The organism is Wenyingzhuangia gracilariae, assembly GCF_056387575.1.
Window position 1 is genome coordinate 1,825,494 of the sequence record NZ_CM150748.1, and the last position, 14,201, is coordinate 1,839,694.

Genomic DNA, 14,201 nt, shown 5'->3' on the forward strand with positions numbered 1-14,201 from the left:
TTTGAATCCTTCTATTCTTTTACCCAAAGCGCAAAAATTCATCAATCAGAACTTAAAAACAGACATTACTCAACTGGTTTTAAAAGGGAGTCCGTTTTCTGATATTTCTACTTTAGAGCTTATAGAACAAATAGAGGCCAAAAAAAAGTGCGAAAAAAAACTGCCCACTTGGTTTCAAACTTCAAACATTTATTATCCTAACAAATTAAATATAGAACAAACCTCATCAGAAGCTACTGCAGCCTATAAAAACAATTTGGTAAATGGCAATACTATTATAGATATTACAGGAGGTTATGGAGTAGACTGCAAAGCGTTTTCTATGCATTTTAAAGAAGTAACTCATTGTGAACTAAACTCAGAACTTTCTGATATTGTACAGCACAACCTACAGCAATTTGGAACTAAAAATATAAAATGCTTTCAGGGTGATGGTATTCAATACATATTAGATCATCACAAAACCTACGATTGGATTTATGTAGACCCTTCTAGAAGAAACGATATAAAAGGTAAAGTATTTTTACTAAAAGATTGCTTGCCCAACATTCCGAAACATTTAGATGCTTTGTTAGAAAAGACTAACAATATCCTTATCAAAAACTCTCCTTTACTTGATATTACTAACTGTATAAACGAATTGAACTTTGTAAAAGAAATTTTTGTAATTGCGTTACAGAATGAAGTTAAAGAAGTTTTGGTACATGTAGAAAAAGAATACCTAGGAACTGTTAAAATTAATGCGATTAACATTCACACAACCACAGATTGTTTTCAATTTCAATATCAACAGGAATATAAAGCAACGCTATCAGAACCTTTAAATTATTTGTACGAGCCCAACAGTGCTATTTTAAAATCGGGTGGTTTTGATGCCGTTTCTGAAATTTATATTTTAAAAAAACTACACAAACATTCCCACTTATATACTTCTGATATTGAAATTGAATTTCCGGGAAGAAAATTTAAGGTTTTAGAAACACTACCTTATAACAAAAAGCAACTTTTAAAAAAATTACCTCATAAAAAAGCGAACATTACTACTAGAAATTTTAAAGAAAGCGTAGCTAACATTCGTAAAAAAACAGGTATTAAAGAAGGAGGAAATATTTATTTATTTTTTACCACCAACAAAAAAGAAGAACAAATTGTTCTTCTTTGTGATAAAATTTAATATTCTGTTATTTAGATTTTAACAAAACATTATGTTGATTAAATGTTGTTTTGTAATTCGTTTCTGTTAGTTTACTTTTTACAAAACTTCTATTAACTCTAGAACCCTCTTGTTGCTTTATTAAAAAAACCAATAAAATCATAGTAGCTGTTAACATAGCTGCAAACACGCTTTCATTTGCTATTATTGATATATATTTTCTCATTATCTATTTTTTTGCGTAAATATACATCTTTTTAGATAAACATATGTTAACTAATAGTTAACCCGAGTAGTTTTATGATAATTTCAACAAAACCTAGCATTTGTTAAAATATTCGGACAATAAATCATAAATCGTAGTTAATTCCTGATTCTTAATAATATAAGGAGGAACTACATATAGTGTATTTCCCAAAGGCCTTAAGAACACACCCTTATTCATAAAAAATTTAAAAATAGCATTTCTATCTTTTCCATATCTGTCCATCTCTATATCTAAATCTATTGCTAAAATTACCCCTATCGTTCTAATATCTTTAACCTTAGAATGATTTTTATAAGTTTCTACAAACTGTTGGTGTCTTTCTTCTATAAATTTAATTCCCTCCTGTATTTCTTTAGATTGTAACAACTCCACACTAGCAATTACTGTACTACAAGCTATCGGATTTGCAGAATATGTATGTCCATGAAAAAAACCTTTCGAAATTTCATCGGCATAAAAAGCATCATAAATTTTTTGAGTACAAGTTGTTAACCCCATAGGAATCATTCCTCCTGTTAAGGCTTTAGACAAACACAATATATCTGGTTTGTACTTTAACCTATCCGATGCAAAATAAGTTCCCGTTTTTCCAAAACCAGTCATTACCTCATCGGCAACGCACACTACATTGTGTTGCTGTGCATATGCTATTAATTCATCTAAATATTTGGCTTTATGCATTTGCATACAATTTGCTCCCTGCACCAAAGGTTCAAAAACAAAACAGGCCACTTCTTCTGAGGCTATTATTTTTTTAAATGCCGTAAAAACAGCTTTAAAATTAGCATCATTAGGAACCTCAACTCTATCTACCTTGAGTACTACATCTGCAAAAGGACCATTATAAACATCTAAACCAGAAACAGACATAGCTCCAAAAGTGTCTCCATGAAATGCATTTTCAAATGCTATTATTTTTGTTTTTTTCTTGTTTTGATTAAAATGGTATTGCAAGCTCATTTTAATGGCAATATCTACGGTAGTAGAACCATTGTCTGAAAAAAATATTTTTTGCTGATTGTTCGGAAGAATTTCTATCAGTTTTTCTGACATTTCTACAGCTGCAGGATGTGTAAAACCAGCAAATACAATTTGATCCATTGTAGCCACTTGCTCTGTTACTTTTTGTACCATATGTGGATGACAATGTCCGTACACACATGTGTACCAAGAAGAAATCGCATCTATATATTTATTTCCATACTCATCATACAAATAAACCCCATTGGCTTTTACAATTGCCAAATGATCTGGAGTCATTTTATGCTGTGTTAACGGATGCCACAAATGTTTCTGATCTCTTTTAGTTAAGCTCATTTTTAAAAAATTTATGCTAAAATAATCAATGAAATGGTAGCAAATAAAAAAAGGAGCTTTTAATTAAAAGCTCCCTTATATTTTAAAATTTTGTTATTTATTCTTGTTCTTCTAACACAATACTAAATTCTGTTCTTCGGTTTTGTTCGTGTTCTTTTTCACTACAAATTACTCCTTCTCCACATTTATTTACCAAATTGGTTTCTCCATATCCTTTGGCTTTTAATCTGTCTGTAGCTATTCCTTTAGATACCAAATAATCAACCACAGCCTTGGCTCTTTTGTCAGATAACATTTGGTTCCATATTTCTCCACCTCTAACATCTGTGTAAGAACTAATCTTTATAATTACATTAGAATGTTGTTTTAACACATTTACCAAATTATTTAATACCAACTCAGCCTTATCCTCTACTTTCCATGCATCAAAACTATAATATATCGGTTCTATGTCTAAACTTGTAAGTTTTAAAACAGCTTCTTTTGTTACTTTATTTTCTACTTTTTCTGATTCTTTCTTTTTAATAATTTCCGTTAAATTAAAAGATACTTTATTTGAAAAGTATCGAATGTTAGGTGTTGTTATTTGAGTAGAATCTGCTAAATAATTTTCTTTAACAGCTTTTATTTTAAACTCATCATTGCACTCAACCTTTAAATCAGATGTAAAAACTCCATGGTTATTGGTTCGTAATGAATCTACTAAAACTCCTTTTTTATAAATATTTATAATTGTATTGGGCAATCCTTTTTTTGTTTCTTTATTTTTTACAATACCTGTAATATTCTGAAGACCGTTTAGTTTTAATGAATAGATATCATCATCTCCTTTTCCTCCATCTCTATTAGATGATAAAAATCCATAATTTGAGGAAGACAACACAAAACCAAAATCATCTTTAGATGAATTTATGGGTGATGGCAATTGATAAACACTGTCTAAAGAATTAGTTAACGACACTCCATATACGTCTAAACCTCCTTTGGTTCCTTGTCTATTAGATGAAAAATAAAGCGTTCCGTCTATATCTACAAAAGGATACACATCATCTTCTGATGAATTAATTTTATCTCCTAAATTAATGGCATCTCCGTAAGAATTGTAATTAAAAATAGCTACTTTATATATATCCATTTTTCCGTATCCACCAGGTCTATCAGAAATAAAATACAATGTTTTGTCGTTATCTGCTAAGCAAGGATGTCCGTTGAAAGATTTTCTGTCATTGAATTGTAATAATTGGATGTTTTTAATGGTTCCGTTTACAACATTAGCTCCATACAATTCAATTTTTTGATAGTTTCTGATTCCTTTGTCACTATTCTTATTTCCACTCGTAAAATAAACATATTTACCATCTTTAGTAAATGCAAAATTGGCTTCTTGAAATCTAGAATTTAAATCCATAGAAAACTTTTCTATATCTAACACATTCCCTTCGTTTGTAACCAAACCTTGTGTTAATTCTATAGTTGCATTTTTTTTAGAGCGAATCACACTTTGTTCATCTGGACCAGAGTACATAATTGTTTTGTTATTGATATAGTTTACACCATACTCACAAAATTTTGTATTCAACTCTAAAGTTCTTAATCTGTATTGCTGATCTTTAAAAGTAACCTTAGTCTCTTTATATTGAGCAAAGCTTGCAATTCTTACAATTAAACAAGCTAATATCAATAACATTCTTTTATGCATTTGTATATTTTTTGCGCAAAAATACACATTTGCCCTTTTAAATAATGATAAATGTTATTTTTTATTTTATAAAAAACAATAAATTAAGCTTTTAGCTCTTGCAACAAAGCCTTTTCTAACTGATGAGCCAGTTTTTTTATTGTGGTTTTATTAATTTGTGATTGTTCTTCTATTCTACCTATACTACGAACACCACTCATTTTCTCTATAATTTCTTCTGTAGATTTGTGCTCATTTCCACTAAAAATTAGTCCTATTTTATAGCCTTTTTGTTTTAACAACTCCAATGTCATTAATGTGTGATTGATACTCCCTAAATAATGTCTAGACACCACTACAACAAACGCATTATTAGGAATAAGATCTGCTATTGTTTCTGTATTGTTTATAGGTACTAAAATTCCTCCAGCTCCTTCAATCACCAAAGTATTTGTAGTCTGTGGAATTTTAATTTTGTTGGATTCTATGGTAATATTTTCTATTTCTGCAGCAGCATGTGGACTCATAGGTGTTTGCAACGCATAACTATTAGGAAAAAATGTTGATATTTTATTAGATATCAAATTTTTCACCTTATCCATATCAGAATATTCTAACTCTCCTGACTGTATCGGTTTCCAATAATCTGCTTTTAAAGCTTCTACTATAACTGCAGACACAAGTGTTTTACCTACATCTGTAGATATTCCTGTTACAAATATATTTTTTAACATGTTTTTTATTTTAAATGTTTTGACAAAAGGTTTAACACCAAATCTACTTCCTTGGTATTATTAAAAGCATGCAAACAAAAACGAAGTCTTTCTTTACCTTTAGGAACCGTTGGAGATAATACAGCTTTTACATTGATATTCAATTCTTGAATTTGGGAAGCTATTGTTTTTACCTGATGGTTTCCAGGAATAACACAACAATGAATTGTACTATTGCTTATAATAAAGAATTCTTTAAGTTTTAACAATTCTATTTGCGTTGTAAAATAATCAATTAAGCTTCTTAAATCATCAATAGCTGTGGTTTGTCCTAGCTCTAAATAAGAGGCCTTAATAGTCGCTACTGCATGCAATGGAATAGCTGTTGTGTAAATAAAAGATCGAGAAAAATTAATTAAATAATCTTTTAATGCTTGAGTACCTAAAACAACAGCTCCATGGCAACCCAATGCTTTTCCAAACGTATGCACTCTTGCAAACACATATGATTCCAAACCTAATTCACAAACCAATCCTCTTCCATTTTTTCCATATACTCCACCAGAGTGTGCTTCATCAACAATTAAGTAAGCATTGTGTTTTGTACATATATCTACAATATCTTGTAACGGAGCATTATCTCCATCCATAGAATAAATAGTTTCTATAGCTATGTATATATTATTTGCATTGTTTTTTTTACAACGTATAATTTTAGCTTCTAAGTCAGGTACATGATTGTGTTTAAACTTATAACTATTTGCCAATCCCATTCTAATACCATCTCTAACAGAAGCATGAATCAATTCATCATATAGCAAAACATCTCCTTTTTGTAGAATAGATGAAAACAATCCTACGTTTGCATCGTAACCAGAATTAAACAACAACCCTGCTTTGGCATTATGGAATTTAGCCAAATATTCTTCTACATCAATATGTAATTTATGGGTACCTGAGATTAACCTAGACCCTGTACTACCGTTCCAACCTTTATTATTTCTTAATAAATCTATAGCCCTTTGAGCTATTGTTTCTGATCTAGAAAAACCCAAATAATCATTTGAATAAAAATCAATACCCTCTTGAAATAAATGCAAAGTTCTAAAAGAATTTTCTTTATTTCTTAGGTCTAATTTTTGTTGTAATTTTTGAGGTAGTTTGTACATGGTCTCGCAAAAATAAAAAACGCTATCTAAAAATTAGATAGCGTTTTTATTATTTTAATTAGATTGTTTTAGTCTGCTAAAATCATAACTTTATTGTCTTTCATTTCAACAGTTCCACTCTTAATTTTTAAGGTTAGAATTTTATCATCATCTATATGAGGATTTACATCTCCAGACAATTCATCAAACTCTAAATGTTCTTGAGTGTGTACGTGAATTTTCACGATACCTTTCCCTAAAACAGATACAATAGAAGCATGGTTATTTAACATTTGAAACTCTCCTTGTACTCCTGGTACTGATACAGAATCTACTTCTGAAGAGAACAAAACGGCTTCTGGTGATACTATTTCTAAATACATTTTTTATCAATTAACAATTAATAATTAACAATGTTCAATACTTACAAATGGTCAATTAAAACTTTTGTTAATTGCTCATTGCAAATTGTTCATTGATTATGCTTCTGCTAACATTTTCTCTCCAGCATCAATTGCTTCTTGAATTGATCCCTTTAAGTTAAAAGCAGCTTCTGGATATTTATCTAATTCACCATTCATAATCATGTTGAATCCTTTGATGGTGTCTTTAATATCTACCAACACACCTGGTATTCCTGTAAACTGTTCTGCTACGTGGAATGGCTGAGATAAGAAACGTTGTGCACGACGAGCTCTGTGTACAACCAATTTATCTTCCTCAGACAATTCTTCCATACCTAGAATTGCAATAATATCTTGTAATTCTTTGTAACGCTGTAACAACTCTTTTACGTTTTGAGCACAGTCATAGTGATCTTTTCCTAAAATTTCAGCTGTTAAAATTCTTGAAGTAGAATCTAATGGATCTACCGCTGGGTAAATACCTAATTCAGCAATTTTACGAGACAATACAGTTGTTGCATCTAAGTGAGCAAACGTTGTTGCTGGTGCAGGGTCAGTTAAATCATCTGCAGGTACATATACTGCTTGTACAGATGTAATAGATCCTGTTTTAGTAGAAGTAATACGCTCCTGCATAGCTCCCATTTCAGTTGCTAGTGTTGGTTGGTATCCTACTGCTGATGGCATACGTCCTAACAAAGCTGATACTTCAGATCCTGCTTGTGTAAAACGGAAAATATTATCTACGAAAAACAATACATCTTTACCTTGTCCATCTCCAGCTCCGTCACGGAAATACTCAGCAATTGTTAAACCAGACAAAGCTACACGAGCACGTGCACCAGGTGGTTCGTTCATTTGTCCGAATACAAACGTTACTTTAGATTCTTTCATTTTTTCATGGTCAATCTTTTCAAGATCCCATCCTCCTTGTTCCATTGAATGCTCAAAAGCTTCTCCGTAAGAAATAATTCCTGCTTCAATCATTTCACGCATCAAGTCATTTCCTTCACGAGTTCTTTCTCCAACTCCTGCAAATACAGATAAACCTCCGTGTCCTTTTGCAATGTTGTTAATCAATTCCTGAATTAATACTGTTTTACCTACTCCGGCTCCACCAAACAAACCAATTTTACCTCCTTTTGCATAAGGCTCAATTAAGTCAATTACTTTAATTCCTGTAAATAAAACTTCTGTAGATACAGATAAGTCTTCAAATCTTGGAGCATCTCTGTGAATTGGCAATCCATTTGCACCATCTTTTGGCAAATCTTGTAATCCATCAATAGGGTCTCCAGACACGTTAAATAATCTTCCGTAAATGTTATCTCCAACAGGAACTTTAATAGGTTCCCCAGTAACAACTACTTCTTGACCTCTTGACAATCCATCAGAAGAATCCATCGCAATACATCTTACTGTATTTTCACCAATGTGTTGTTCAACCTCTAACACTAATACATTACCGTTCTTGCGGTTAATTATTAAAGAATCGTAAATTTTTGGAAGCTTAGTCCCAGTTTCGAAAGCAACATCAATTACTGGTCCAATAATTTGAGCGATTTTACCTGTTGTTTTAGACATTTTTATACTATTAAAAGAATTTAATTTCTAGTTTTTTCTTAAATGATTTCACGTATTTAAGTGTGTGCAAAGATAATTTTTTTATCATTGCGTACAACTCATTTTGTAAAAAAATAGCCTTGTTTTTAATTATCTTATAATTTAATTCAATCTACTGACTATTAGTTTGAAAATTTTAAAAATTATAGGTCCATGATCCATAAAACTGAGACCCCACGGTTCCTGCTCCTGGTGCTGATTCATATTCATTCCCTAATATGTTTGCTCCTCCTAATTTTATTTTAGAATTCCAATCATCTATATTATACATCAGCTGTAAATCTACTAAGGTTCTTGCGTTTATTTGTGCATCTACAAAACTAGATTGCCAATAAAACTTGTCTTGCCAACGTACATTTACTCCAAAACCAAGTCCTTTATATATATCTGTATTTCCTAAAGACATTTTTACTTTATGTTCTGGGGTGTTAAATCCTGTTTCAAAATCAGGATCGTCTGCCTGGTCAAAAACTTGCTTTGCGTATGCGTAATTTATTCCAAAATCATAATTTCCAATTATTTTAGTTTCAACACCAACATTTACTCCATATGATGCTACGTCTGCATTGGTATTGGTATACAATGTAGTAGGGGTAAATTCTCCTTCTGCTATTGCATTTAACAATAATTTAGAATTGTTAATAGGTGCTGGACTCTGCAATTCTGCTAAACTTATCCCTGCAGAAACATCTCCATACAATGGAGCTACAGTGGTTACTAGTGCAATGAAATCTTTGTATTGATTGTAATATGCACTAAAATCTAACACCGTGTGTTTAGACAATCTACCTCTATATCCAAATTCATAAGATTTTACTTGCTCTGGTTTTATATAATCAACATTAGACTGTTTTAACAAGCCTGAATTTTCTGCTGCTGCTTGTTTCTTTGCATCACTTTCAGAAACTGCTCCCCCAGAACTCACAACAATTTCTGTAGCTCTATCTGTTACGGCTTTACCAAAAGCTTCTACTGATGATTTTGTAAAAGAATTTGTATACCCTTGCAACCCATTAAAATTAATACTTGTTCCATTTGCTACATATTGTCCTGCTTGAGAACTTACCTCAAACTCTCTATTATACCTTTGAGGATTGTCATTGGCAGATCCTATTAATATTGTATTTCCTAAATACAATCCTATATATTGATCTTGTGTGGTTGGATTCCTAAACCCTGTTTGAAACGAAGCCCTTATATTGTGATTTCGTTCTGAATCTACATTGTAAGAAACGGATGCTCTTGGCGAAAAATTTCCATCAAAATTTTGAGCTTTGTCATAACGTAAAGACCCTGTTAATTTTAATTTATTTTCTAAAAATGTTTTTTGCAATTGAGTATAAATCCCAAACTCATCATAATTTATGTTGTCATTTTTGGTATCTGTAAATATGGTTCCCTCAGAGTTTAAAACATATCTACGTGCAGAAGCTCCTATTTGTACTTCGGCAAATTCAATCAAATCATGAAAATTATAATTCAAATCCGAATGATACAACCTAGAACTATCTACAAATTTAGCTCCTTGTGTTAAATCTGCATTGTTAATAACATTGTTAAAGTCTGTTCTAAATTCTGCTGAGTTTGGATTCAACCTTAATTTATCTGCTTTTACTCTTGCAGTAGCATGAGCCTCTGTAGAGTTTACTCCTGGCGTATTTATAGCCTTTGCATAGGCTCTGGCATAAGTTCCAAACCATTGTTTATTTCCTCCGTTAGAAGTTCCCAAAGTATTTACTCCTGCAAAGCGAATATCATAAGAATCTCCCGCATTTTCTAAAGTTACATAACTTCTAAACATTAAATGTTTAGATTGAATTTCTAATTTATGCTGATGCATGATAAAATTTCTTAAAGCATATCTACTTGCACCTTGATAAATCGTATTTCCTGTTCCAAATTTACTACTCAAAATAATTTCTGTTTCATCATCTTCTTTTATTGGTTTGAAATGTGCCGAAAAAGAAGCTCTAAAACTATCTGTACCAGAGTTAATCAAATCTTGTTCCGAATACCCTGTTCTAGAAACAACATCTTTTGGATCAAAATCATTTGGATCTATAGGTATTCCTGCATCGGCTAAAGTTTGCGCAACATCTTTTAAATTTGTTTTGATTAAATCTCCATATATATTTATTCCATTATAATCAATTGTACTTTTATCTCCTGCCACAACTCTACCATCATTATCTATATTTCTTGTGTCTGATGCAAACCAATCGGTACCTTTCAATAAAGAAGAAGTAAATTTAAACGCAAGCCTATCGTTAACTTTTTTAGCAACTCTTACTCCTACATCTACAAATTCATTAACCCCTGTGCTTTCAGAATTGGTAACTCCTGCTTTACCATATACGCTTGTACCTTGGTGTGTAAATGGACTTTTACTACGCATAAACATAATTCCGTTAAAGGCATTGGCTCCATACAATGCAGATGAAGCACCGGGTAACAACTCTACAGACAACACATCTAATTCATTCAACCCAATTAGGTTACCTAACGGAAAGTTTAATCCAGGCGATGAGTTATCCATTCCATCAACCAATTGTACAAAACGTGTATTTCCTATAGCAGCAAATCCTCTTGTGTTTATAGATTTAAATGTCAACCCTCCAGTATTCACATCTACCCCCTTCATATTTTCTAATCCATCGTAAAAGCTAGGAGATGTAGTGTTTTCTATAGCTGTAATTCCCATTCTTTCTACAGAAACTGGAGATTCAAAAACTCGTTCTGGAGTTCTAGATGCCGACAATACAATTGCATCAAGGCTTGTAATATCTTCCTCTAACAAAACGGTAACTTCTTCTTCTTTTGATGTTACCAAATAATTATAGTCTTTATAACCTATAGCTTGAATGGTAATTTTTATAGGCGGATGCTGTTTTAGCTCTAAAATAAATTCTCCATTAGCATTAACAATTGCATTCTTAGAAGTTCCTAAAACATTTACAATTGCGGTATTTACTGCAGTATTATTCTTTTTATCTAACACCTTACCTTTAATAATTACCGTGTGCTGTGCATAAATTCCAATGCTAAATAGCACAAAAAAAATAGTTGAAAGTTTGATTTTCATATAGTTTAGGGATATAGTTGTTCAACTACAAAATACAAAAAATAAACAAATGCTAATAATTTGTTTTGTTTTTTATACAATTCGTTGTTTTTTTTCTTCATTATCATCAATTTATTTAAAAATACTATTGCTAAATTTGTATTTAAATTTTTTGCATTTGGAAGTCATTCACAACTATCATAATTTTCCTGAAAACATAGCTACGGTAGTTACTATTGGAACTTTTGACGGAGTACATGTTGGGCACAGAAAAATTCTGGATCAGCTTTTTAAAGAAGCTAAAGAAAGAGGTCTAAAATCTGTATTACTTACTTTTTTTCCCCATCCAAGAATGGTGGTGCAATCTGACAATTCTATCCGATTAATCAACACAATTGATGAACGTATTGATATTTTATCAAATACCGATTTAGATTATTTAGTCATTCAGCCTTTTGATAGAGATTTTTCTAACTTAACAGCTTTTGATTTTGTTAGAGATGTTTTGGTAACCAAACTAAACGTAAAAGAATTGGTTATAGGATATGACCATCGATTTGGAAAAAATAGAGAAGGAGATTTTGATCAACTTACAGAGTACAGTCATACTTTTGATTTTAAGCTTAAAGAAATAAAAGCTCAAGACATTAATAACACTGCCGTAAGCTCTACCAAAATTAGAACAGCTCTACAAACCGGACAAATAGAAACCGCCAACGAGTATTTAACCAAACCTTTTTTTATAAATGGAATTGTTGTTAAAGGTCAACAATTAGGAAACACCATTGGCTACCCTACAGCCAATATAGAAATTCCCGAAGTTTACAAGCTAACTCCCAAAAATGGGGTTTATGTAGTAAAAGCTATTTATAAAGACAATTTATATTACGGTATGTTAAACATAGGGAACAGACCTACCGTTAGCGGAAAAAACAAAACTATAGAAGCTCATCTTTTTAATTTTGATTTTAACATTTACGGAGAAGACATTAGAATAGAGTTTTTACATTTTTTAAGAGATGAAGAAAAATTTTATTCTTTAGATGCCCTTAAAAAACAACTTGCTATTGATAAGGAAAACAGTCTAAATTACATACAAACTACCCAAAAAAACAAAACACCTTAAATTCACAGATTGTTTCTGTGTTTCAATGGAAAGATTAACTTTGCTACAAATAATTATACAGGCATGTTACAAGTCCCTTTTATTAGAGAAAATAAAGAAAGCGTATTGGTCGGATTAGCCAAACGTAACTTTAAAAACGCAGAAGCTATAATTGATGAAGTTTTAGCTACAGATGAATTAAAAAGAAGTACACAAGCAAAATTAGATGCTGTTCTTGCAACATCTAACACGTTAAATAAAGAAATTGGTATGCTTTTCAAATCTGGAGAAGCACAAAAAGCCAATTTATTAAAAGAAAAATCTGGAAAATTAAAAGCAGAATCTAAAGAATTACAAGAACTTTATAATACTGCAGAAGCAAAACTACTAGATTTACTATACAGCATTCCAAACGTTCCTAACGCTATTGTTCCTGCAGGAAGCTCAGAAGACGATAACGAAACCATTTTTGAAGAAGGAAACGTACCTACATTAAACGACAACAAATTACCTCATTGGGAACTAGCCAAAAAATACAATTTGATTGATTTTGAACTAGGGAACAAAATAACAGGTGCTGGTTTTCCTGTATACCGTGGAAAAGGTGCTCGTTTACAACGTGCATTGATTAACTATTTTTTAGATAAAAATACAGCCGCAGGATACGAAGAAACACAAGTACCTCATTTGGTAAATGAAGCTTCTGGAATGGGAACCGGTCAATTGCCAGATAAAGAAGGTCAAATGTACCACTCTACAATTGATGATTTGTACTTAATCCCTACAGGAGAAGTACCTATGACCAACATTTTTAGAGACGAATTATTAAAAGAAGAAGATTTTCCTATTTGCTTAACAGGATACACACCTTGTTTTAGAAGAGAAGCAGGTTCTTACGGAGCACATGTACGTGGTCTAAATAGATTGCATCAATTTGACAAAGTAGAAATTGTAAGAATAGAACATCCAGATAAATCTGCTGAAGCTCTAAACGGAATGGTAAATCATGTAAAAGAAATTCTACGTGAATTAAAATTACCTTATCGAATATTAAACTTATGTGGTGGCGATTTAGGATTTACCTCTACATTAACTTATGACTTTGAAGTTTTTTCTGCAGGTCAAGACCGATGGTTGGAAATTAGTTCTGTTTCTAACTTTGAAACTTTTCAAGCCAACAGATTAAAATTAAGATACAAAAACGCAGAAGGAAAAAGCACTTTAGCACATACTTTAAACGGTAGTTCTTTAGCATTACCTAGAGTATTAGCTGCTATTTTAGAAAACTATCAAACTGAAGAGGGCATTAAAATACCCGAAGTATTAGTTCCTTACACTGGATTTGATTATATTAAGTAAGAAATTTACAGATTATAAAAAAAATCATGCAAACACAATACAAAGTTAAGCCCGTAACACTACTATTAATGCTTACAATGGTATTTTGTATTGTGTTTGCCTCTTCTTTAAAAGTAGCTACTGATATAGCTAATACTGTTAAAAAAGTAACCTCTCAACAATTATTAGAAGAAGAACCAAATGAAAAAGAAAGTAAAATAGGTAAGGAAGTTTACAACAAATACAATCATTTTAACGATGATGATCGTGAAAATTACACCAACGCTTCTTTACTCACCGTTTTCCATTCTTTATTAAAAATCACGTTACCGTATTTAAAGGTACACACTCCTCCGCCAGATATTTTTTAAAATAAAAATTACGTCTATTTTA

General features: G+C 31.5%; 12 protein-coding genes. 4 read left to right on the top strand and 8 right to left on the bottom strand.

Annotated elements, in window-relative coordinates; all coding sequences use genetic code 11:
- Position 1: 1 nt before the first annotated feature.
- The gene (locus ACY2IJ_RS07970) at positions 2 to 1,174 is read left to right on the top strand and encodes a class I SAM-dependent methyltransferase (protein WP_476723832.1); all 1,173 of its coding nucleotides are present in this window, start codon (positions 2 to 4) and stop codon (positions 1,172 to 1,174) included.
- 7 nt (positions 1,175 to 1,181) lie between these two features.
- On the opposite strand, the gene ACY2IJ_RS07975 is transcribed toward ACY2IJ_RS07970, so the two are convergent.
- The 8 genes from ACY2IJ_RS07975 to ACY2IJ_RS08010 form a co-directional block, all read right to left on the bottom strand.
- Positions 1,182 to 1,379: a hypothetical protein gene (locus ACY2IJ_RS07975; RefSeq protein WP_476723833.1), complete on the bottom strand. Its 198-nt coding sequence runs from the start codon at positions 1,377 to 1,379 to the stop codon at positions 1,182 to 1,184.
- A gap of 93 nt (positions 1,380 to 1,472) precedes the next feature.
- A complete protein-coding gene (gene bioA, locus ACY2IJ_RS07980; RefSeq protein WP_476723834.1) occupies positions 1,473 to 2,738 on the bottom strand; it encodes an adenosylmethionine--8-amino-7-oxononanoate transaminase in 1,266 nt (421 codons plus the stop codon).
- Positions 2,739 to 2,835: 97 nt separating this feature from the next.
- Complete coding sequence (locus tag ACY2IJ_RS07985) at positions 2,836 to 4,437, bottom strand: OmpA family protein (RefSeq protein WP_476723835.1); 1,602 nt, start codon at positions 4,435 to 4,437, stop codon at positions 2,836 to 2,838.
- A gap of 83 nt (positions 4,438 to 4,520) precedes the next feature.
- Entirely contained in the window at positions 4,521 to 5,150 is a 630-nt protein-coding gene (gene bioD / locus ACY2IJ_RS07990) for a dethiobiotin synthase (RefSeq protein WP_476723836.1), read from the bottom strand.
- Between the two features lie 5 nt (positions 5,151 to 5,155).
- A complete protein-coding gene (locus tag ACY2IJ_RS07995; protein WP_476723837.1) occupies positions 5,156 to 6,298 on the bottom strand; it encodes an aminotransferase class I/II-fold pyridoxal phosphate-dependent enzyme in 1,143 nt (380 codons plus the stop codon).
- 68 nt (positions 6,299 to 6,366) lie between these two features.
- Positions 6,367 to 6,660, bottom strand: a complete 294-nt coding sequence (locus ACY2IJ_RS08000; protein WP_476723838.1) for a FoF1 ATP synthase subunit delta/epsilon — start codon at positions 6,658 to 6,660, stop codon at positions 6,367 to 6,369.
- A 96-nt stretch (positions 6,661 to 6,756) separates the two neighbouring features.
- Complete coding sequence (atpD, locus tag ACY2IJ_RS08005) at positions 6,757 to 8,265, bottom strand: F0F1 ATP synthase subunit beta (protein WP_476723839.1); 1,509 nt, start codon at positions 8,263 to 8,265, stop codon at positions 6,757 to 6,759.
- A gap of 175 nt (positions 8,266 to 8,440) precedes the next feature.
- On the bottom strand, positions 8,441 to 11,386 hold the full coding sequence (locus ACY2IJ_RS08010; protein WP_476723840.1) for a TonB-dependent receptor plug domain-containing protein: 2,946 nt from the start codon (positions 11,384 to 11,386) through the stop codon (positions 8,441 to 8,443).
- 157 nt (positions 11,387 to 11,543) lie between these two features.
- Here ACY2IJ_RS08010 and ACY2IJ_RS08015 point away from each other — a divergent pair, with 157 nt between their 5' ends.
- The 3 genes from ACY2IJ_RS08015 (at position 11,544) to ACY2IJ_RS08025 (ending at position 14,179) form a co-directional block, all read left to right on the top strand.
- Positions 11,544 to 12,491 carry a bifunctional riboflavin kinase/FAD synthetase gene (locus tag ACY2IJ_RS08015; protein WP_476723841.1) on the top strand — a complete coding sequence of 316 codons (948 nt, stop codon included), beginning with the start codon at positions 11,544 to 11,546 and terminating at the stop codon, positions 12,489 to 12,491.
- Between the two features lie 63 nt (positions 12,492 to 12,554).
- Positions 12,555 to 13,829 (top strand): serine--tRNA ligase, encoded by a 1,275-nt coding sequence (gene serS / locus ACY2IJ_RS08020; RefSeq protein WP_476723842.1) that lies wholly within the window; start codon positions 12,555 to 12,557, stop codon positions 13,827 to 13,829.
- 26 nt (positions 13,830 to 13,855) lie between these two features.
- Positions 13,856 to 14,179, top strand: a complete 324-nt coding sequence (locus tag ACY2IJ_RS08025; RefSeq protein ID WP_476723843.1) for a hypothetical protein — start codon at positions 13,856 to 13,858, stop codon at positions 14,177 to 14,179.
- Positions 14,180 to 14,201 lie beyond the last annotated feature (22 nt).

Coding starts and splice junctions, on each gene's coding strand:
- ACY2IJ_RS07975 (WP_476723833.1), bottom strand. CDS start 1,379: ATGAGAAAATATATATCAATAATAGCAAATGAAAGCGTGTTTGCAGCT.
- serS (WP_476723842.1), top strand. CDS start 12,555: ATGTTACAAGTCCCTTTTATTAGAGAAAATAAAGAAAGCGTATTGGTC.
- ACY2IJ_RS08010 (WP_476723840.1), bottom strand. CDS start 11,386: ATGAAAATCAAACTTTCAACTATTTTTTTTGTGCTATTTAGCATTGGA.
- bioA (WP_476723834.1), bottom strand. CDS start 2,738: ATGAGCTTAACTAAAAGAGATCAGAAACATTTGTGGCATCCGTTAACA.
- ACY2IJ_RS08000 (WP_476723838.1), bottom strand. CDS start 6,660: ATGTATTTAGAAATAGTATCACCAGAAGCCGTTTTGTTCTCTTCAGAA.
- ACY2IJ_RS07995 (WP_476723837.1), bottom strand. CDS start 6,298: ATGTACAAACTACCTCAAAAATTACAACAAAAATTAGACCTAAGAAAT.
- ACY2IJ_RS07985 (WP_476723835.1), bottom strand. CDS start 4,437: ATGCATAAAAGAATGTTATTGATATTAGCTTGTTTAATTGTAAGAATT.
- bioD (WP_476723836.1), bottom strand. CDS start 5,150: ATGTTAAAAAATATATTTGTAACAGGAATATCTACAGATGTAGGTAAA.
- ACY2IJ_RS08025 (WP_476723843.1), top strand. CDS start 13,856: ATGCAAACACAATACAAAGTTAAGCCCGTAACACTACTATTAATGCTT.
- atpD (WP_476723839.1), bottom strand. CDS start 8,265: ATGTCTAAAACAACAGGTAAAATCGCTCAAATTATTGGACCAGTAATT.